This window comes from Gordonia sp. GN26 (assembly GCF_054823965.1).
The window spans coordinates 15,923-37,785 of record NZ_JSYC01000015.1; the positions used below are offsets into that span (position 1 = coordinate 15,923).

General features: G+C 68.7%; 9 protein-coding genes. 4 read left to right on the top strand and 5 right to left on the bottom strand.

Going from position 1 to position 21,863, the window contains the following annotated elements:
* Positions 1 to 34: 34 nt before the first annotated feature.
* Genes OK17_RS05170 through OK17_RS05185 form a run of 4 tightly spaced genes read right to left on the bottom strand, consistent with a single transcriptional unit; the run spans position 35 to position 16,070 of the window.
* On the bottom strand, positions 35 to 817 hold the full coding sequence (locus OK17_RS05170) for an ABC transporter permease (RefSeq protein ID WP_232718908.1): 783 nt from the start codon (positions 815 to 817) through the stop codon (positions 35 to 37).
* The gene (locus tag OK17_RS05175; protein WP_232718900.1) at positions 807 to 2,027 is read right to left on the bottom strand and encodes an ATP-binding cassette domain-containing protein; all 1,221 of its coding nucleotides are present in this window, start codon (positions 2,025 to 2,027) and stop codon (positions 807 to 809) included. Before OK17_RS05175 ends, OK17_RS05170 begins: the two co-directional genes overlap by 11 nt.
* Positions 2,005 to 2,262, bottom strand: coding sequence for an MbtH family protein (locus OK17_RS05180; RefSeq protein WP_269785210.1), 258 nt, complete (start codon positions 2,260 to 2,262; stop codon positions 2,005 to 2,007). Before OK17_RS05180 ends, OK17_RS05175 begins: the two co-directional genes overlap by 23 nt.
* Complete coding sequence (locus OK17_RS05185) at positions 2,262 to 16,070, bottom strand: non-ribosomal peptide synthetase (protein ID WP_461416872.1); 13,809 nt, start codon at positions 16,068 to 16,070, stop codon at positions 2,262 to 2,264. The genes OK17_RS05180 and OK17_RS05185 overlap by 1 nt, the downstream gene beginning before the upstream one ends.
* A gap of 567 nt (positions 16,071 to 16,637) precedes the next feature.
* Between OK17_RS05185 and rplN the strand changes: the two genes are divergently transcribed.
* The 4 genes from rplN to OK17_RS05205 are packed head-to-tail and all read left to right on the top strand — an operon-like array spanning position 16,638 to position 18,096.
* Positions 16,638 to 17,006, top strand: a complete 369-nt coding sequence (gene rplN / locus OK17_RS05190; protein ID WP_006434640.1) for a 50S ribosomal protein L14 — start codon at positions 16,638 to 16,640, stop codon at positions 17,004 to 17,006.
* 2 nt (positions 17,007 to 17,008) lie between these two features.
* Positions 17,009 to 17,326: a 50S ribosomal protein L24 gene (gene rplX / locus OK17_RS05195; protein WP_005197643.1), complete on the top strand. Its 318-nt coding sequence runs from the start codon at positions 17,009 to 17,011 to the stop codon at positions 17,324 to 17,326.
* A gap of 1 nt (position 17,327) precedes the next feature.
* Entirely contained in the window at positions 17,328 to 17,909 is a 582-nt protein-coding gene (gene rplE / locus OK17_RS05200) for a 50S ribosomal protein L5 (RefSeq protein ID WP_006867018.1), read from the top strand.
* A gap of 1 nt (position 17,910) precedes the next feature.
* Positions 17,911 to 18,096, top strand: coding sequence for a type Z 30S ribosomal protein S14 (locus OK17_RS05205; RefSeq protein WP_232718887.1), 186 nt, complete (start codon positions 17,911 to 17,913; stop codon positions 18,094 to 18,096).
* Positions 18,097 to 18,218: 122 nt separating this feature from the next.
* Here OK17_RS05205 and OK17_RS05210 read toward each other — a convergent pair whose 3' ends face one another.
* On the bottom strand, positions 18,219 to 21,647 hold the full coding sequence (locus tag OK17_RS05210; RefSeq protein WP_461416874.1) for a hypothetical protein: 3,429 nt from the start codon (positions 21,645 to 21,647) through the stop codon (positions 18,219 to 18,221).
* Positions 21,648 to 21,863: the final 216 nt, after the last annotated feature.

A 21,863-nucleotide genomic window follows, 5' to 3' on the forward strand; every position in this document is an offset into this window, starting at 1 on the left:
CCGGAATGGTCGGAACTTCTCCGGTGATCGGCGATCACCGGTTCGCTGACCGTCGGTAAAGGACAAGGGACACAGGGACGCACACGGCCAGGATGACCAACGACGAGCCCACTGCATACCCCACGGCATGGTCGGCCACCCACCCCGTCGCGGCCGGGAACATCGGTGGTGCCTCGTTCCCGAACAACTGCCGGCAGGCGGTCGCGACGGCGGTCACCGGGTTCCACTCCGCGATGGTGCGCAGGGGGCCGGGGAGGCTCTGGGCAGAGATGAACGCGCTCGACAGGAACGTCACCGGGAACATCCAGAGAAAGCCGATACTCTGTGCCGCTTCGACATTCGGTGCCGCCAGACCGGTCACGGCACCGACCCAGGCCATCGCGATGGCGAAGAGCCCGATGATGCCGAAGGCGATGGCGGCGTCGGCGGCGCTGCCGTAGACCCGCCAACCGATGGCCAGTCCGCAGGCGACCATGACCGCCAGTCCGACGGCGCCCAGGAGCATGTCCGAGGTGACCCGGCCGCTGATGACGCCCAGTCGGGACATCGGTAGCGAGCGGAGGCGGTCGATGATCCCGTCCGAGGTGTCGTTCGCCAGGCCGACGGTGGTGAAGGCGGCATTGAACACGACGGTCTGCGTGAAGATCCCCGCCATCAGGAACTCGCGGTAAGAACCGCCGCCGAAGGTCGCGCCGAAGACATAGGCGAAGAGGAAGACGAACATCAGCGGCTGGATCGTCGCGCTGATGAGGAGCGTCGGTATGCGTTTGACGGTCAGCAGGTTTCGCTCGACCAGTACTGCGGTGTCAGTGAACACGGGCTCGCTCCGATCGGCTGGGCGGAATGTCGGTTACGTCGGTGAAGCTGTCGTCTGTTCCGGCGACAAACTCGGCGAAACCGTTGACCGTCTTGCCGTCGATGTCCGGTTCGGGCGCCGTGACATCCGACTCGCTTGGCGTGTCGGCGATCTCGTCGACCGGAGGAGCTTCCGAGCCGGAACGGTCGGTCAGTGTCAGGAAGACGTCGTCGAGGGTGGGTGTCGACACGGATGCGTCGACGACCTCGATGCCGGCGCTCGACAGCGCCCGGACCGCCGCGACGGCACTGCGGGTGCCCGCGTCGACGGGGACCGACCAGCGCGCCGAGTCGGTGGCGGCATCACCGTCCGGTCCGAGGCGTTCTGCCGGTCCGACTCCGATGTCGGCGAGGGATGCCGACACCTGTGCCTCGGCGCCGTCCGTATGGGGGACAACGACTTCGACGGTGAGTATCGATCCACCGGTGGCTGACTTCAGCTCCGCCGCGCTGCCCTGGGCCCGGATCGTGCCGTGGTCGATGACGGTGATCTCGTCGGCGAGGGCGTCGGCCTCCTCGAGGTACTGCGTCGTGAGCAGAACTGTCGCGCCGGAGCTGACCTGCTCGGCGATGACCTCCCACATCTGGCGTCGTCCACGCGGGTCGAGTCCGGTCGTCGGCTCGTCGAGGATCACCAGTGAGGGGCGGTTGATGAGGGCGCCGGCGAGGTCCAGACGACGACGCATGCCGCCCGAGTAGGTCCGCATCGGTCGGTCGGCGGCGTCCTCGAGGTTCAGCTCCGCGATCAGTTCGCGGGCACGCTCGGATGCCACCGAACGTGGTTGCCCGTACAACTGGCCGACCATGCGCAGGTTCTCGAAACCGGTCAGGTTCCCGTCCACGGCGGCGTACTGGCCGGACACCCCGACGATCTTCCGGACCGCGCCGGGATCGGCGATGGCATCGACGCCGTCGACGATGACCGAGCCCTCGTCCGGGGTCATCAGGGTCGCCACCGCGCGGACGGTGGTCGTCTTGCCCGCGCCGTTGGGGCCGAGCAGGGCATGCACCGTTCCGGTGGGGACCGAGAGATCCAGTCCGTTCAGGGCATGGACCCGCGGACCGCGGCCGAACAATCCGGTGCGGAAGGTCTTCTGCAGCCCGCGGAGCTCCAGCGCGTACGGTGACGCCCCACGGCCCGGTGATTCGTCAGCGATACTGTGTCGCCCCACGGGTGGCCTCGCTTCCTTCGTCCTGTGCACTCTCCATCGTCCGGATCAGGCTGGCGGGCCGCATGTCTCGCCAGTTCTGTTCGACGTACTCGAGGCATTCGTCGTGGCCGGACGGGCCGAAGACGGTCCGCCAGCCGTCGGGGACGGGTGCGAACTCCGGCCACAGCGAGTGTTGGTTCTCGTGATTGACGAGCACGCGGAAGACTCCGTCGGTGTCGTCGAAGGGATTGGTCATCACTTCTCCTGTCGTGTGGCGGCCGCCGGTGACCCCGGCGATACACCGATGGCATGTACCCAGTCGGACACGTGCTCGGGCAACATCATTCGTGCATGGGTGCTGTGCGCCTCGATCTCGACGACCCGTCCGGTCACCTTCGAGTGCCAGGCGTCGACGGCGGGTGCGCCGGGCTGGGGATCGACGGTGGCGGTGACGAAGGTCAGGTCGCCGTCGTAGACACGCGGCCGCCACCTCTCCGCCAGCGGGGAGGCGTGGCGGAACACCTCGTGGACCTTGCCCAGGGCCTCCCGGGTCAGGCCACCGAGCGCTCCGCCCACCGAGGAGATGATGCGGTGCGCGTCGGCGACGGTGAGTTCTTCTGTCCCGGAGAGCTCTTCGCTGCCGAGTTCGAGGCCGAACTCGCGCATCAGGTCGGTGATCGACGCCTCGGCATCGAGGTCCGGTCGCTCGGAGACGACGTAGCTGTCGAGTACGACGAGCCGGGCGACGTCGTCGCCGGCCTCCCGCAGCTGAACCGCCATCTCGTGCGCGATGAGTCCGCCGAGCGACCACCCCACGAGGTGATACGGGCCCTCCGGGGCGACGGCCCGGATCTGCGCCACGTACTCGGCGGCGAGGTCGCCGATCGTGCGGGGACAGGGCTTCCCGGACAGCGCCGGATGCTGCAGTCCGTACAGCGCCCGGCCGGCGGGCAGGTGGGGCAGGAGCGAGGTGAAGCTCCACGACAGTCCGATCGCCGGATGGACGACGAACAGAGGTGGCCCGCCGGGATTCTCCGCGGTGTCGCCGCGTTGCCGACGCAGGGGCAGGAGCACGTTTAGCCCAGTTGTGCCGGACTGTTCCGACGGGTCGGTCGGCGCCGCCCCGTCGATGCCCAGTGCCGCGGCGAGTTCCGCCGGGCTCGGCGCGCCGAAGAGTGACTGCGCGGACACTTGGCGGCCGGTCCGTTCGGTCAGGCGCGAGGTGACGGCGGTGGCCAGCAGGGAATTGCCCCCGAGGTCGAAGAAGCCGTCGTCGGCCCCGATCGTGTCCATCTCGACCTCCAGGACCTCGGCGAAGACCTGCGCGATCGTCGTCTCGCCACCCGGGGCCGGTGCGCGACGGGTGGCGTCATCGGCGGGTGCGGGCAACGCCTTGCGGTCGAGCTTGCCGGTGGGGGTCAGCGGGATGGAATCGAGCAGGGTGACCGAGGTCGGCACCATGTGCCGGGGGAGCCGGCGACTCACGCGGCGTCGTAGATCGGCGGGGTCAGGTGCTGCTCCGCCGGTCGCGGTGACGTAACTGCGGAGCTTCGCCGCAGCTCCGCTGCCCTCGACGAGGGTCACCGCGAAGTCGACATCCGGCTCGGTCGTCAGGGCGTCGTCGATCTCGCCGAGCTCGATCCGGAAGCCGCGGACCTGCACCTGGGTGTCGCCGCGTCCCACGTAGACCAGCCGGCCGTCCTCGGTCCATCGGACCAGGTCGCCGGTGCGGTACATCCGGCGACCGGCGAAGCGCGGTCCGGTGACCATCGGTGCCGGCACGAAACGGGTCGAGGTGAGACCCGGCCGGCGATGGTAGCCGCGGGTGATCTGCGGGCCCATGAGATAGAGCTCGCCCACCACCCCGGCCGGGACCGGATGCAGACGCTCGTCGAGGACGAGCGCGCCCACTCCGTTGTTCGGCGTGCCGATCGTCAATTGCCGGTCGGGCGTGAGTGATTCGCTGCCGGTGATGATGATCGTGGTCTCGGTCGGTCCGTACACGTTGATCAGGGTCCGTCCGGGAGCCCAGCGCCGGACCAGGTCGGCGCCGTAGTCCTCACCGCCGACGGCGAGCGCCCGCAGCGAGGGCACCGCGGCCGGTGACATGCTCGCGACGGCCGCCGGCGTGATGAACGCATGCGTGACCTGCGCGGAGTCGATGACGTCGCTGAGTGCCTCACCGCCGTAGACCTGGGGTCCGACGATGACCAGCGGAGCCGAACCGGCAAGGGCGAGCAGCATTTCCAGAACCGACGCGTCGAAGCTGGGCGACGCGAAGTGCAGCACCCTCGACATCGGACCCGGGGCCATCCGGTGGGCGAGTTCGTCGTGCACCGGACGCAGCCCGGAATGCGGCACGAGTACACCCTTGGGCCGTCCGGTCGAACCGGAGGTGTAGATGATGTAGGCGAGCTGATCGGGCCGGATCGTCGAACCGCGTTCGGCATCGGTGATCGGTGACGGCGACGAGTGCTGCAGTCGCGTCTTCGTCGACGCGTCGTCGAGCACCAGCAGCGGCGTCGGATCCCCGGCCATCCCGGCGGCGATGGATTCGCTCGCCGACGCGGTCGTCACGACGAGCCGTGCGCCGCTGTCGCCGAGCATGTGGGCGATCCGGTCGGCGGGATAGGTGGGGTCGATCGGCACATAGGCCGCGCCGGTCTTCACGATGGCCCAGATCGCCACGAGTGACTCGATCGACCGCTGTATGGCCATCGCGACCACGTGTTCGGCGTCCGAGGCGCCGACGCCCCGACCCAGCAGTACGCGGGCCAACCGGTTCGAACGCGCGTCGAGCTCTGCGTACGTGATGGTCTCGGGAGAATCCGGCGAGCCCGTGATGGCGGCCAGGCCGTCGGGATTACGCTGCACAGCTTGCGCGAACAACCGGTCGAGCGTGGTCGGCATCTGCGCCGGACGGCCGAGTGACGGTGTGCGCTCGGCGATCTCGAGCGGGTCGGTGATCCGGATGTCGCCGATTGGCCGCCCCGGGTCGCCCAGCATGCCGCGTACTACCCGCATCAGGCGCGTCGCCAGGAGTTCGGCATCCTGCCGGCGGTATCGAGCGGTGTCGTAGGTGACCTGGAGGGCGGCATCTCCGTCGCGCATGCCGGTCAGCGTGAACTGCAGGTCGAATTTCGCTTCCGGGGAATCGAATTCGGCGATCGACGCGCGGAGTCCCGCATCCATCTCGATGGTCGTCGCCGGCAGTCCGTCGGCGGGTCCGCCGGTGTTCCCGGCCGTGTAGTCATGGACCGACAGCGCCACCTGGAACAGCGGATGCCGTCCGGGGGTGCGCGGCGGGTTCAGCGACGCGACGAGGTCGTCGAACGGGAGGCCGCGGTGGTCGAGCGCGTCGACGTCGGCGTCGCGTACCCGGCGGACGAGTCCGGCGACCGTGTCGGCCGCCTCCAGACGTGTCCGCAGCGGCACGACGTTGACGAACATACCCACCACACCGCTGTAGTCGTGGTCTGCGTCGTGGCCGATGCGATTGGCGACCGGGCTGCCGACGACGAGATCGTCGCCGAGGCCGAGCCGGTTCAGCAGGATCGCCAGTGCCGTGTGCAGGACCGAGAACGGAGTGGTCGACTGCTCACGGGCGAAGGCGATCAGGCCCGCTCGGGTGTGTGCCGGAAGGCCCAGACTCACGGAGCCCGCTCCGGATTCGGACGGCCGCGCATCCTCCGCCGGCGGCGCCACGGTGGTCTCCGCCGGGGCGTCGGCGAGAGTCTCCTCCCAGAAGCGGAGGTCGTCGGCGAGGCTTTCGTCGTCCGCACTCTCGAGCGCGTGATCGCGGTAGTCGACGTCGGCCGGCGTCCAGTTCTCGGTACGGCCGCGTCGACGTTCGCGGTAGGCGCGGGTGAGGTCGGCCACGAGGATCGGCAGCGACGCACCGTCGGCGGCGATGTGATGCAGGACGAGCACGAGTACGTGTTCGGCCTCCGTGCCGGCGGTCGAGCTGCCGGCGGTCGAGCTGTCGGCGACGAGCGTCGCGGTGATCGGCGCGCGCCTGGCGAGATCCATGGGCCGGGTTGCCGACCGGGTGATCTCGGCGGCGACATCGGTCGTCCACTGCACGGTGAGGTCCCCGATCACGGCCTCCGGGTCGTCGAGCACTCGCCCCATGGGGCCGTGTTCGCCGGGTTCGAAGACGGTGCGCAGGCTGGTGTGCCGGGCTACGATGTCGACGAGTGCGCCGCGCAGCGCCGGCACGTCGAGTTCTCCGTGCAGGTGCAGCACGAAGGGCATCAGGTACTCGGTCGACTCGGGGTTCGCGGTGGCCATCGAGTGGAGTCGACGCTGTGCGGGAGCCAGCGGGAACCGCTCGGGCCGATCCGAAAGCCGTTCGGGCGCAGACTGTTCGATTGACCCCGAGATGACGTCGGCCGCGGCCGGTGCACTCACGTCCCAACCCTCAGGGAGCATGAGCAGTGGCGCGAGCGCTTCGGGTGTCGCGTGATCGAAGACGTCCCGTACCCGGAGCCGTTCACCGATGTGGACGCGGTTGATCCGGCTGACCAGCGTGGTCGCCTGCAGTGAGGTGCCGCCGAGGAGGAAGAAGTCGTCGGTGGCCCCCACCTCGTCGGGACGGAGATCGAGAACGCCGGCGAGGATGTGCGTCAGCGCGGTCTCGGCGAGCGTGCGCGGAGCGCGACCCGACGTCGACACCGCTGACGTGGCGGGATCGGGGAGCGCTCGATGATCGAGCTTCCCGTTGCCTGTCAGAGGAATCGCGTCGAGGACGACGACCGCGGACGGGACCATATGGCGCGGGAGGCGCTGCCGGACGGTGTCCAGAACGCCTGCGGTGTCCGGTGCGTCGGTCGGATCGGTGGAGGTGACGTACCCGACCAGCACTGCGTCCGCACCCTGCCCGCGGACGACGGTCGTCGCGAAGTCGACGCCTTCGGCAGCGCTCAACGCGGCGGTGACCTCGTCGAGTTCGATGCGGAAACCGCGCAACTTGACCTGGTTGTCGCTGCGGCCGTGGTAGATCAGCGATCCGTCGGCGTCGCGCCGGACGATGTCGCCGGTGCGGTACATGACGTCACCGGAACCGCCGGGGCGGGCGACGAACCGGGCGGCGGTCGGTCCACTCCGGTGGAGATAGCCACGGGCCACGCCCGGGCCGCTGATGTACAGCTCGCCGGGGACGTGATCGGCCACCGGGAGCAGGCGATGGTCGAGGACCAGCGCGGTGCAGTCGGTGACCGGGGTGCCGATGGTGATCGGCGCGCCCGGACGGAGCGGCTGCGACATGACGGCGACGATGGTGGTCTCGGTCGGGCCGTAGGAGTTGACGTAGCTGCGGTCGGTTCCCCACCGTGCCACCAACTCCGGCGTCGAGGCCTCGCCGCCGACTCCCAGCGTGCGCAACAGAGGCAGTGGATGCGGGGTGGCGGTGGCCAACGCAGCCGGGGTGATGAACGCATGGGTGATTGCCTGCTCGTCGACGAAGTCCACGAGTTCGTCACCGCCGTAGATCGTCGACGGGACGATCACCATCGTCGCGCCGACCTCGAAGGCCAGGAGGAACTCGAGCATCGCGGCGTCGAAGGCCGGCGAGGCGAAATGCAGGGTGCGGTCCCCGGGAGCCACCCGGTAGCGATCGCGCTGCGCTGCACCGAACGCAGCGAGTCCACGATGGGTCACGCTGACGCCCTTGGGCTTTCCGGTGGACCCGGAGGTGTAGACGACGTACGCGAGCGAGTCGGTGTGACGCGGACCCGCGAGCGAGTCGGCATCCGGGGTCGGGCTCTCCCACGGGACACCCAGAATGCCGGGGGAGGCCCACCAGATCTCCTGTGGCACATCCGCGATGTGATCTGCGGATGTGATGCCCAGGCGGGCACGGGAATCGCTGATCATGTGGGCGACCCGGTCGGCGGGGTAGCGGGTGTCGACGGGAAGGATCGCGGCACCGCTCTTGGCCACCGCCCAGGTGGCGATCACCGAGTCGATGCTGCGCTCGAGTGCCACGGCGACGACGTCGTCGGTGCCCACTTCGAAGGCCTGCAGGTTGTGCGCCCAGATCGTCGAGATCTCGTCGATCTCGGCGTAGGTCAGACTGCGATCGGAGTCCTCGACGGCCACCCGGTCGGGATACCGGCGTGCCGTGGCGGTGATGATGTCGGCGAGGTGGCGCGGTGTGATCGTGGGTTCGCCGACCGGTTCGAGGTCTTCGGTCGTCGTCAGGCGGAGATCGTCGAGGGGAACGTCGGGGTGTGCCGTCGCGACGTCGGCGAGATCGGCGAACATCCGGGCCAGGTTCTCGACACGAGAACGGGTGTGGACATCGGTGGCATAGGTGAACCGTGCGCGACCGTCCCGGATGCGGAGCTCGAGATCGAAACGCGCCGTGCCGGAGTCGATCTCGTGGGCATCGATGCGCAGGTCGGAGATCCCGGAGCCGGCGTCGAGCGGACCCGATGCCGCTCTATCAGCGGAGGCGTCGGTCGTCTGCGCGTCGAAGGCGAGTGCGATCTGGAAGATCGGATGCCGGCCGTCACGAGGCGGATTGACCATCGAGACGATCCGCTCGAACGGCATGTCGGATTGCGAGAGCGCCTCGAGGTCGCGGTGACGAACGGAGTCGAGCAGAGTCGTGAAGCTCTCACGACCGTCCACCGGGGTCCTCAACACCACCGAGTTCACGAACATCCCGACGACGTCGGCGAGACGGGGGTCGTTGCGCCCGGCGACCGGGGTGCCGATGACGATGTCGGAGGGCGCGCCGCCCACATGGGTGGCGGGATCGGCGTGCAGACGGTGGAGCAGGGCCGCGAACAGTGCGTGCACACTCATGAACTCGGTGGCGTGGTCGGGGGAGACGGCCATCAGCCGACGGCGGATCTCGGCGCCGAACTCCACCTCGACGACCTCGGCACGACGAGGCCGTCCGGCCGGGGCGTCGGGGATCAGGATGGGACCGGCGTCGATCCCGTCGAGTTCGCGTCGCCACCAGTCCGTGAGCTCACCGTGATCGGCGAGGTTCTCGGCCTGCCACCGCAGGTAGTCGAGGTAGTCGATCGCGGTGCCGGTGATGGGCTTCGCGCCGGTCGTGGCACCGTCACGGAGTTCGGCGTAGGTGCGGGTGATGTCCCGATGGAGCGGGATCATCGACCACCCGTCGGCGGCGATGTGGTGGATGACGATCGACAGCCGGTGGTGCATGGCGTCGCCGTCGATCCGGTGCAGTGCGGTCCGCAGCGGGAGGTCGGTGGTCAGATCGAACGGGCGGGCGGCGAGAACCCGGGCCAGATCCGGCCAGTGCGCTTCCGTGGTGTCGGTGACCGCGAGGTCGAGAGTGACGGCGTCGGCGGGGTGTACGTCGAGGACAGGCTTGCCGTCGTGATCGGGATAGACGGTTCGCAGCATCACGTGGCGGTCGACGGTGTGCCTGATCGCGGCGGCGAGTGCATCGACGTCGAGACGACCGCGGAGGTCGAGCGCGAACGCGATCGCGTAACCGGCTGTCGCGGAACCGTCCCCATCAGCGGTCTCGCCGACGGCGAGCTGGTTGAGGAACCAGAGCTGCTGCTGGGCGGGACCGGGCTCGACGGGTGCGTCGGCATCGTGCACGAGACGGGGGATGCGCGTCTCGTTCATGTCCGCTCGCTCGAGATCCCGCGCGGGCACGAGGCGTGCGATCGCGGCGACGGTCGAATTGTCGAAGACCTCGCGCACCGGTATCCGGTGGCCGGTCAGGTGCTCGAGCGCGCCGACGATCTGGGTCGCCAGCAGCGAGTTCCCGCCGAGGTCGAAGAAGTCGTGGTGACGGCCGACGGTGCCGGGTTCGAGGCCGAGTCGTTCGGCGATGAGGTCGGCCACCGTCTGCTCGGTGGGCGTGAGCGGCGCGACGTAGGCGACGCCGGTCTCGGCCGGCAGGGCCTCCGGTGCGGGCAGCGCGCGCAGGTCGACCTTGCCGATCGGTGTCGTCGGGATCTCGTCGAGTTCGACGATCGTCGACGGGATCATGTGTCGCGGAAGACGATCCGACAAACGCTCACGAACGTCCGACGCGGTGTCCGCGGTACCGTCCGCCATCGTCACGTAGGAGACGAGATGAGCGCGGTCGCCCTCGCCGTGGGTGGTCGTGACCGCCGCGCGCACCGCGGGGTCGGCGACGAGCACGGCGTCGATCTCCCCGAGTTCGATGCGGTGACCGCGAACCTTGGTCTGATGGTCGGCGCGGCCCCGGAACTCGAGTTCGTGATCGGTCGTCCAACGCACCAGGTCGCCGGTGCGGTACATCCGCTCGCCCGGATCGCCGAACGGGTTGGCGATGAACCTCTTCGAGGTCAGTGGGCGCACCCCGTGATACCCGCGGGCGAGATGCTCACCGGCGACGTACAGCTCGCCGACCGCGCCGGGGGCGACCGGCTGCAGACGTTCGTCGAGCACGAGCACGGAGACGCCACGAATGGGCCGTCCGATGGTCAGTGTGCGGTAGTCGGGTTGGATCGGCGACGACACGGCGGCGACGACCGTGGTCTCTGTCGGGCCGTAGGCGTTGAACAGCCGCGGCCCGCTCGACCACGTACGCACCACCTCCGGGTTGGGATGCTCGCCACCGATGACGAGGGCCTCGAGTTCGGGGACGTCGGCGGGCGACATGGTGGTGAGCACGGACGGGGTCAGGAAGGCATGGGTGACATGGCCTTCCCGCATCAGCTCGGCCAGTTCGGCGCCGCCGACGATGCCCGGCGGGATGATGTGCATCGTCGAACCGGCGGCGATGGCCATCAGGATCTCGAGCACCGACGCGTCGAAACTGGGTGAGGCCATGTGCATGGTCTGGCTGTCGGGGGTGATCCCGTACTGCGTGACCTGCTGCGCCGCGAAGTCCGCGAGACCGCGATGACTGACCACCACGCCCTTGGGGGTGCCGGTGGTGCCGGATGTGTAGATCAGGTACGCGGGCTGGTCCACATCGAGCGGGCCCGGGCGTTCGGTGGACGACACCGGTGCGGCGGACATCCGGAGTACCGATTCGACGACCTCGTCGTCATCGAGGACGACAGTCTGCAAGACATGCCGGAGGCCGTCCGCGGATCCGTCGGCCAGTGCGGTCCGCGGGTCGGAGGACCGGTCGGTCACGAGGAGGCGGGAACCGGAGTCGCCGAGCATGTGCGCGATACGCGCCGGCGGGTAGGCCGGGTCGACAGGCACCCACGCGGCCCCGGACCGGGCCACGGCCCACATGGCGATCATCCAGTCCACGCCACGCGGAAGCGCCACCGCGACATGACGTTCGGGACCGGCGCCCCGTTCGATCAGTAACCGCGCGAGCCGGTTCGACGCGGCGTCGAGGTCTCGATACGTCAGCGACCGCGTGCCGTCGGTGATGGCGATCCGATAGGGCGAGGACGCGGCGGCCGTGGACAGCAGCGTCGTCAGATGCTCGACGGGTCGGCGGCCCTCGCCGACTGCGGGAACGAGGTCGAGTCGCTCGTGGAGGTCGAGGACCGGGAGGTCGCCGACCGCGGAGCTCGGCTGGGCGGTGGCCGCCTGCAGCAGGCGGTCGAGGCGCGAGGAGAGTGCGGCCACCGTGGACCGATCGAACAGGGCGGTGGCGTAACCGATCTCGAGAGACAATCCGGCAGGCTCGCCGTCGGTGTCCTGCGCCTCGGTGAAAGTCAGCTGGAGGTCGAAGGTGGTGTACCCGGTGTCGACGCGTGACGCGGTGGCCGAGAGGCCGGCGAAGTCGAGACTGATGGCCGAACGGTCCTCCAGCGCGAGGGACACCTGGAAGAACGGATGGACGTGCGACGACCGGTCCGGGTTGAGTTCGGTGACCAGACGGTCGAAGGGCAGGTCCGCGTTGTCGAAGGCGTTGAGGTCGACGTCGCGTACGTGAGCCAGCAGATCCACGAAGGCGGTGTCCTTGTCGACCGCCGTGCGCAGTGCCAGCGTGTTGACGAACATGCCGACGAGACCGTCGAGGTCGGCATCCCCGCGTCCGGCGACAGGCGTTCCGACGACGACGTCCGACGACTGGGACAGCGACCGCAGCAGGGTGGCCACGGCGGCGTGCAACACCATGAACACGGTGGAACCGGTGGCGGCGGACAGATCCCGGATGGCGCGGTGGGTGTCGGGTGAGAGGGTGTGGGTCAGCGACGCGCCCGATGCGTCACCGCGGCCGGTACGCGGGCGGTCCAGCGGCAGATCGGTCTCGCCGGGGGCGTCCGCGAGGGTGGCCCGCCAGAACTCGAGTTCGGCGGTGGCACCGGCGCTCTCGGACAGCCAGGCATGACGGTCCGCGCTGACCTGCGAGTAGGTGACGGGCAGTGCGGCCCAGTCGGGTTCGTTGCCTTCGCGGCGAGCGCGATACGCCGTCGCCAGGTCACCGGCGAGGGGTGCCAATGACCATCCGTCCGCGGCGATGTGGTTGACCACCATCGTGAGGCGGTGGTCATCGTCGGAGGTGCGGACGAGACGCGCCCGGATCGGCAGGTCGTCGGCGAGATCGAAGGTCTGGGAGGCGAACTCACGGTCCGGGAGATCGCGCACGTCCTGCGCCCGCAGGACCGGGAGGTCGACGGTCACCGTATCCGGCGATCGCGGCGACATGAAGGCGGTGCCGTTGCGCTCGACGACGACGCTGCGCAGCGGTTCGTGGCGGACGATGACGTCGGCGAGGGCCTGCCGCAGGGCGTCGGAGTCGAGCGTGCCGACGAGCCGGACGGTGAAGGGCATGTTGTAGGTGGCCGCGCCGGCCGGATCGAGGCGGGTGGCGAGCCAGAGCCGGTGCTGTGCCGGAGACAGGGGTACCGGGGAGCCGTCGAGGACGCGCGTGGCGGCGCGGGGCCTGGTGCTCTCCGGGGAATCGTCGACTCCGACACCCAGTTCGGTGAGCGCGTCGACTATCCCGCCGATGTCCGCGGCATCGAAGATCGTGCGGATCGAGATGCGCCGACCGGTCGCCTTCGACAGACGGGAGGCCACTCGAGTCGCCGACAGCGACGTGCCGCCGATGGCGAAGAAGTCGTCGCGCAACGAGATCGGTGCGCTCTCCGTCGACTCGGGGTCCAGTCCCAGGACGTCGGCGACGGTGCGCACGACGAACCGGTCGAGCGCCGTTTCGGGTGCGACGAACTCGCGGTCGGTGCGTAGTTCCGGCCGGGGGAGCGCACGGCGGTCGAGCTTGCCGTTCGAGGTGGTCGGGAGCTCGTCGAGCACCATGACGACCGTCGGGATCATGTGCGCGGGCAGCGCCGACTCCAGTTCGCTCCGCAGCTCGCGGGTATGCAGGTCGGCGATGCCGCTGACGTAGCCGACGAGGACGGGTCCGTCGACCACGAGGTCGTCGCGGACGACGACACCCGCGGAGGCGACCCCACGCAGAGAGCCCAGGGTGGACTCGATCTCGCCGAGCTCCACTCGCTGACCGCGGATCTTGACCTGGGAGTCGGTGCGTCCGTGGTACTCCAGTTCACCGTCGTCGTTCATGCGGACCAGATCGCCGGTGCGGTAGAGACGTTCGCCGCTTCCGTCGGGGGAGGCGATGAATCGCGCTGCGGTGAGGTCGGGCCGTGCCCGGTAGCCGCGGGCGAGCTGGACGCCGCCGAGGTACAGCTCGCCGACCGCGCCGGGCGGCTGCGGACGCAAGCGGTGGTCGAGGACGTGCACGCTGGTGTTCCACACCGGTCGGCCGATGGGCACGACCGGGACGTCCGCACGGCAGGCGTCGTGGTGGGTGACGTCGATGGCCGCCTCGGTGGGGCCGTAGAGATTGTGGATCGGTGCGGAGGTGAGTGCCGCGGTCGCACCGACCGTGCCCGGCGTCAGTGCCTCGCCGCTGGTGAAGATCTGGCGCAGCGACCCCAGGGTCGTCGTGGCCCGGCGGTGTGCACCGCCGGGGGTGTCGGCGTCGGCGGAGAGAGCCGCCGAGAACGCGGTGAGCATCGACGGGACGAAATGCACCGTGGTGATTCGGTGTTCGTCGATCACGTCGCGCAGGTACCAGGGGTCGCGGTGTCCGTCGGCAGAGGGGACCACGAGCGCGGCACCGGTGACGAACGGCCAGAGGAACTCCCAGACCGACACGTCGAAGGTGGCCGGGGTCTTCTGCAGGACGCGATCGGACTCGGTGAGGGAGTACCACTCCTGCATCCATCCGAGCCGGTTGACGATCGCGCGGTGGGTGATCGCCACGCCCTTGGGCTTGCCGGTCGAACCGGAGGTGAACAGCAGGTACGCGGTGTTGTCCGGACCGGCAACCGGCGCGGGATCCCGTCGGTCGGGGTTTGCGCGCAGCTCGGCCAGATTCTCCTCGGTGATGACGAGATCCGGGGCCGCGACCGCCAGGATGTGCTCGAGACGGTCAGCCGGCTCGTCCGGGTCGACCGGGACGAAGGCCGCGCCCGACCGGACGACGGCGTGCAGAGCCAACACCTGATCGACGCTGCGGCGGAGCCGGACGGCGACGATGCTCTCCGCTCCGATGCCGCGACCCTGAAGGGTTGCTGCCATGGATCGTGTCTGCCGGGCGAACTCGGCATGGGAGAGAGGCCGGGATTCGTCTGAGTCTCTCGGGTGTGCAGCGATGAGGGCGGGCGCGTCGGGATGGGCTGCGGCAGCCTCGTCCAACAGGTCGACCAGGGTGCGCTCGCCGAGTTCGACCTGTGCGCCGGTGGAGTGGTGAGACAACTCGGCGTACTCGCACTCGCGCAGCACGCTGACGTGGGACACCGGGGCGTCGGGGGCGGCGGTGACCAGAGCTTCGAGGAACTCGACGAGCCGCCGGTGGTGGGTGGCGATCTCGTCGTCGGCGTAGATGTTCGGATTCGCCTCCAGGTCGACGCTCATGCCGCCGTCGAGGCTGTCGTAGACGTTGACCGAGACGTCCTCGATCGGTCCGGTGGACAGCACGTTGAGCTCACCGTGCACAGGTCCGAAATCGATGTGCTGGAAGAACAGCATCACGTTGACCAGCGGTCCGAAGAACCCGCGACGGGCCCCGGCGGATCCCAGGATGTCGGCGACGATGTCCTCGTGGCGGTACTTCTGGTGGCGCACGGCGCTCTTGATCTCCGTGTTGACCGCCGCGAGCAGGTCGGCCACGGTGGCGTCGTCGTCGAGTGCGACGCGCAGCGGGACGACGTTGGAGATGAGGCCCGCGGACGTTCGCAGGATGTCGCGGTCGCGCGCCGCGACCGGAAGGCTGAGGACCGCCTCGTCACGATCGGTGAACCGGGCGACGTAGGCGGCGACAGCGGCGGTGATGACCGACGCCGGCCGCACCCGGTGGGCCCGTGCCAGGGAGCGGATGCGGGTGACCAGGTCATCGTCGAGGGTCGCCGAGTTGACCTTCGACAACGGCGCGGCCGGACCGGAACGCCTGGTCAGAGTGGCCGATTCGGGCAGGTCGTCCAGATGATGCGACCAGTACTCCCGATCGGCGAGGAACTTCTCCGACGTCCGGTACTCGACGTCCATTGCGGCGATCTCGGCCATCGTCGCGGTGTCGGCCAGGGGAGGCGGGGTGTCGTTGACGATCGCCGTGTAGTGCGACGAGACACGGAGCATCAGGTACATGGCGGCATAGCCGTCGTACCCGATGTGATGACCGCGGCAGTACCAGATCGAATGTCCCGGACCGATTTTGAGCAGGTGTGTGTCGAGGAGGGGATCGGAGAACATGTCCGGACTCTTCGACCGGTGATCGTCGATCCAGGCCAGCGCTGCAGCGCGCGGGTCCGCGGCGTCGCTGAAATCCTGTGTGCCGACGACCAATCTGCGCGACCGGTCGATGGTCAGGGTCGGTTCGGCGTCATCCGTCGGGGTCAGCCGCAACATGGAGGCTTCCGTCTCCAGCGCGGTCAGCGTTGCCGCGCGCTGCAGGATCTCGGGATCGATGTCCACCGGAGCGTCGTCGGAACCCGTTGTGTTGCTGCTGAACTCGATGTAGGCGTCGATCGTCAGCGGCACATCGGGTTCGAGCTGCTGGGCATAGAAGATGCCGCGCTGGGCGGCGGTCATCGGGATCGCGGGGTCGGGGTCGGATGTGTTCTCGATAGGGCTGGTCGGCCGGATCGTGTGTTCGGTGGTCACGCATTCCTCCCCTGTGTACGCGCGCCCGGCAGTCGAGGACCGAAGTCCTGAGGTCAGGTCGCGCGTGTCGTGCTGGACGTCGGACCCCGATGACGTGAAACGTGTGGTCACGTTCGGGTCGAAGCAGATCCCCCGGCACTCGACACGCTCGTCGGGTGCCCCGTCGGCCGCAGGTTTGCTTACTGCGTTCCGGACGGAAAGCCGTACTGATCGCTCGCGGTTTGAATCGCCAGTGCCGGCTGGTCTCGTCCCATGGGTGCTTCGTGCGGGGTACCGGGCCAGATGGGTCCGGTTCGAAAAAAGTTTTGCCCGATTCGGGTGATTGCCAAACGCTTCACCGTCGTCTGCGGTAGGGATTTGGCTCCCACCTGCACGTTCCCCTACACTTGTGGGGTTGCCTGCGGCACTGCTGTGTCGCGAATCGGCTCACGAACCCACTGGGCGAAGCGTCCAGGTGTCACAGCCTGGAGGAAAACCCCAGGCAGGCGTGTGTTCGGTGGCAACGGACCGTGTGCGTCGGGTCGGAAATCCGGCGTACATAAGAAGCCAGGTCAAGGAGACTAACGAGTGATTCAGCAGGAATCTCGCCTGCGGGTCGCCGACAACACCGGTGCCAAGGAAATCTTGTGCATCCGCGTGCTCGGCGGTTCCTCGCGGCGCTATGCCGGCATTGGTGACGTGATCGTCGCCACTGTCAAGGACGCCATCCCCGGCGGCAACATCAAGAAGGGTGAGGTCGTCAAGGCCGTCATCGTGCGCACCACCAAGGAGCGCCGTCGTGCGGATGGCAGCTACATCCGCTTCGACGAGAACGCCGCCGTCATCCTCAAGGGTGAGAGCGACCCCCGCGGTACCCGCATCTTCGGCCCGGTCGGCCGCGAGCTGCGTGAGAAGAAGTTCATGAAGATCGTGTCGCTGGCACCGGAGGTGATCTGAGCATGAAGGTTCACAAGGGTGACACCGTGATCGTCATCTCGGGCAAGGACAAGGGCGCGAAGGGCAAGGTCATCCAGGCCTTCCCGAAGACCCAGCGTGTCCTCGTCGAGGGCGTCAACCGAATCAAGAAGCACACCGCCGCGTCGGCCAACGAGCGCGGTGCCTCCTCCGGCGGCATCGTGACCCAGGAAGCCTCGATCCACGTCTCCAACGTGATGGTCGTCGATTCCGATGGCAACCCGACTCGCGTCGGCTACCGCGTCGACGAAGAGACCGGCAAGAAGGTCCGGATCTCGCGCAAGAGCGGGAAGGACATCTGACATGACCTCTACCGAGACCAAGATCCAGCCGCGCCTGAAGACTCGCTACCGCGAGGAGATCAAGGGCCAGCTGAACGAGCAGTTCGAATACTCCAACGTGATGCTGATCCCCGGCGTCGTGAAGGTCGTCGTGAACATGGGCGTCGGCGACGCCGCCCGTGACGCGAAGCTGATCAACGGCGCTGTCGAGGACCTGGCCAAGATCACCGGTCAGCGTCCGGAGATCCGTCGCGCCCGTAAGTCCATCGCGCAGTTCAAGCTGCGTGAGGGCATGCCGATCGGCGCCCGCGCGACCCTGCGCGGCGACCGCATGTGGGAGTTCCTGGACCGCCTCGTGTCCATCGCCCTCCCGCGTATCCGCGACTTCCGCGGTCTGTCGGACCAGCAGTTCGACGGGAATGGCAACTACACGTTCGGTCTGAACGAGCAGTCGATGTTCCACGAGATCAACATCGACAACATCGACCGCCCGCGGGGTATGGACATCACCGTCGTGACGTCTGCCCGCACGGACGAGGAAGGCCGCGCGCTGCTGCGTGCCCTGGGCTTCCCGTTCAAGGACAACAACGTTAAGGACAACTGACATGGCAAAGAAGGCTCTGGTCAACAAGGCCAACAAGAAGCCCAAGTTCGCCGTGCGGGCCTACACCCGGTGCAACAAGTGCGGTCGCCCGCACTCGGTGTTCCGCAAGTTCGGCCTGTGCCGAATCTGCCTGCGCGAGATGGCGCACGCGGGCGAGCTCCCGGGCGTGCAGAAGTCCAGCTGGTGACTTCCAGCCAAGGCTGACGCTCTGACGAACGGCCCCACCTCCTTCCGGAGGTGGGGCCGTTTCGCGTCGGTGGGGTTCGTGTCGGTGAGGTTGGGCGTCGGTGGGGTTGGTGCGGCGCAGTCTTATTCGCGCGTCTCGAGTGGACTCGCCGGCACGATCGGGACGCTCACCGAGATCACCGTGGACGCGCCGGATTCGTCGGAGACGAGAACGGCGAAATCGTGGGCGACCGTCCCGCCCGTCGCTCGTCGCTGATCCGCGGTCGGGGTGAAAACGAATGTGCCACTGTCGGAATCGAGTGCCACCTGGGTGTCGGTGGTCAGAAAGCTCAGTGCGCGGGATGAGCAGGCTGCGTCGGCCACCGATCCTGACACGGTGCCGGTTTCGGTGTCGATGTCGGTGATGGCGGGGGTGACGTCGAAGACCATGGCCGCGGTGGGATCGGCGGCGTGGCGCCCGCCGCCGGCCGCCATCCGGATCGGGCGGATCGTCGTGGTGCCGGCGTCGTCGGTGAGGAGGATGACGTCGTCGTCGAGCGTGAGGACGGGCCCGTGTGTCGCGTGGCCGTAGAAATCACCGGCTTCGATGGCCGAGCCGTCGGCGTGGAAGACCACGAGAGTTGTCTTCGGCCAACGGGTTTCGGGGCAGAAACGGGTCAGCGGCAGGTATGTGCGACCGTCGTTCGCGATCGCCGGGGGACCGGCCGGTTCTCCGCCGACCGTCGCGGACACCACGGTCGCGGAGTTGGGGCGTACCACGGCGAGGGAGACGAGTGGGTCGCCATTCGCCGGGTCGGTGGTGAGCATCGGGAGGTGGGCGGCGCCGTGTCGGTCGAAGTGAACCGAGACCGGGGTCCCGTCCACGCGCGCCTCGCGCTTCGTGCCGTCACCGCAGATGACGGTCACCGTGGTGATGTCCTCGCCTTCCGGCGTGAGGGTCGTCGTCGTGAGGAAGACGCTGCCACTCTCGTCGGCCCGGGCCCAGGCCTGCCCGATGCCCGAGGCCATGACGCGGGACACAGCGTCCGGAGAGATCCCGACGACGGTGTTCTCCCCGGTGAGGGGGTTCGCCAGCGGGAGGTAGAGATGGTCGTCGGGACCGGCGACGGCGTCGCAGTCGCCGACGCCGGACAGAGTCACGGACGATCTGCGTCCATCGGGGTGTACCGCGGTGACAACGACCGAATCGGGTGATCGCGACACCACGTAGACGGCGGTCTCGGTGGGGACCACAGAGGCCAACCGGCCGGGTATCCCGTCGACGGTGTCCAGTGAACCGTCGGGGTGACGGATCACGAGCGTGGCGACCATTGCGTCGAGGTCGACACGATGACGTACAAAGTACAGCGAGTCGCCGTGCCGGGCCCAGATGTCGCCGCCCGCACCGTCGAACACCTGCCCGACGAGTGACAGCTCGCCGGCACCGGCTTCGTGAAGACGGGTTCCATCGGCGTCCGACGTCGAGACCAACACCTTCCCGGACGGTGGCAGGATCAGTCGGCTGTCGGCGCCCGGGATGCGCGGGAGGGTCGATGCGATGCCGTCGAGGCCCAGAGCGGTGAGATAGGTGTAGGTCCGGCCGTCGTCGTCGGGCCAGGTGGTCAGCAGATATCCGACGCCCGCGTCGTCGAATCGAAGGTGATCCGCTGGTAGTCCGAGGATCGGTCCTGTGGTCGACGCCGCCCCGGATGGGTCGATCCGGGTGATCCGCACCGATGTCCGGATGGTGTCCCCGGCGATCTCGGTGAGTTCGGTGAGCTGATGTGCCCGACCGTCGGGGCCGAGGACGACGCCGCGGTCGGGCTCGGTGGGAGAACCCGCGATGGGGATTGACGCCACCGTCATGGACTTCGGCCTGACCACGGAGACCTGGGTGCACCCGTCCCCGCGCTGGGTGGTCACAAAGGCGACGTCCTCGAGTCCGATGACGACCTCGTCGATCTGACAGCCCGGCACGATCACCTGCCCGAGCGAGTACGGGCTCGTGATGGGCAGTGCAACCGTGATCGGCGTCGTGCCGCCGCGGCCGTCGTCGGCGGTGATCATGACCGAGTCGAACCGTGCCGATTCCGGTGCTCCCGGTGCGGTCGCGGCGATACGCGCCTGCAGTGCGGGCGTATAGGTGTACGTGCCCGCAGGTGCGTCATAGGTGAGCACACTGCCGCTCGCCATGCGGAAGGTCCGGTCGCCGGTGGGTGTGACCCCGTGCAGCGTCGTCGGGATCGGGTTCCCGTCCGGATCGGTGAATCGCAACGAGCCGTGCAGGATGCCGGCCGGAGCCGGGCCCGGGGCAGGAGCGGGGGTCGGTTCGGCGGGTTCGCTGTCCGGTATCGGGATGGTCGGTGTCGGGCCGTTCGCGGTGACCGTCACCGCCGCCGACATGCGCTTGCGGCCGAGGAGCGCGGATCCGAGGACGAGACCGCCGACGAGAGCGAATTGAGGGACGGCGCCGGTCGTGTCCGGGCCGTCGGCCGCGGTGAGGAACTGGTCCGGGTCGGTCGACAGGCCGAACGTGTCACGGGCGGCGGGGGTTTCGACGGAGGCGACCGGGCTCTGGGTGCCGAAACGCCGTATCCACCACAGGAGCGTCCACGGCGCCGGGCTGGCCGCACCGGTGCTCCCACCCCCGAGGATGTTGATCCCCAGGAACGTCAGGAGGCCAAGGGCGCCGGTTTCGTGTGGCTGCAGGGGCACGGCGACCGGCGGCGTGGAGGTCTTGAGAAGGGGCGCCCAGGGCGGCGGATTGCGGGACGGTGACACCTCACCGGCGACCTTCGATCGGGTGACGTCGGCGGCTCGAGCGGCGAGGGCTGTGTCCCCCGGCCGCAGGGCGTCGGCTGCAGGCGGTGGCGTGGTCCCGTCACCTGTGTGGTTGGGCGTGTCGGGCTCGGTCGGGCCCGGCTCCTTCTTGACGTCGACATCGAGGGAAGTGTGTCGGGGGGTGGAGTCGGACGAGGATTCCGGGTCGGGCTCGGCATCCTCGGCGGCCGGCGGCACGGCCGGCTCGCCCGCGGATGATCCGTCGCTCTCGGCGGGTGGATCGGGGAACTGCGGGAAGATGTCGTTCTCTGCGACCGGGCCCGAGGGTTCGCCCGTGGTGTCGCCGGAATCGGGGGTCGTCCCGGGGTCGCTACCGGATTCGGGCCCGCTCTCGGCAGCGCCCCCGTCTCCGGAGCCACCCCCATCGGAGTCGCCATCGCCCGACCTGGTGCTGCCCGACCCGGAGTCACCGCCCCCGGACCCGCTACCGCCGGAACCGCTGCCACCGGACCCGCTACCGGAACCGCTGCCGCTGCCGCCGCCCGTATCGCTTCCGCTGGAATCGCTGCCGCCGGAGTTGCCGGAGCCACTGCCGCCGGAGTCGCCGCTACTGGAGTCGCCACCGCCGGAGTCACCGCCGGAGCTCGGGGCGTCGACGCTGTGTGACGCGTCGCCGAACGGGTTCGGCACAGCTGTCGCGGGGGCTTGGCCTCCCGAGTAGAGGGCCAACCCCACGGCAGCTGCGACCGCGAGCGCCCGGACTCGGCGGGGTCGCGCAGTGGACATGGTCATCTTCGGAAGACCTTCGATACGAAGCAGCACATTCGCCGTGAACGACGACGGGTGAGGACCTCACCACCGCGGACACAGTCGATGCTTCTGACGGTAGCCGCTGGTCGTCGCGATCACTAACACTTCGTGGAAGGGTTCATCCGGTCGGATTCCAGCGGATGATCGACGTCCGCACCGACCCTCCGGGGCCCCTGAACGGGTGACGTCCAGGTTGTG

Excerpts from the sequence above, each read along its gene's own strand:
- OK17_RS05205 (WP_232718887.1), top strand. The coding sequence starts at position 17,911 with ATGGCAAAGAAGGCTCTGGTCAACAAGGCCAACAAGAAGCCCAAGTTC.
- rplE (WP_006867018.1), top strand. The coding sequence starts at position 17,328 with ATGACCTCTACCGAGACCAAGATCCAGCCGCGCCTGAAGACTCGCTAC.
- OK17_RS05180 (WP_269785210.1), bottom strand. The coding sequence starts at position 2,262 with ATGACCAATCCCTTCGACGACACCGACGGAGTCTTCCGCGTGCTCGTC.
- rplX (WP_005197643.1), top strand. The coding sequence starts at position 17,009 with ATGAAGGTTCACAAGGGTGACACCGTGATCGTCATCTCGGGCAAGGAC.
- OK17_RS05210 (WP_461416874.1), bottom strand. The coding sequence starts at position 21,647 with ATGACCATGTCCACTGCGCGACCCCGCCGAGTCCGGGCGCTCGCGGTC.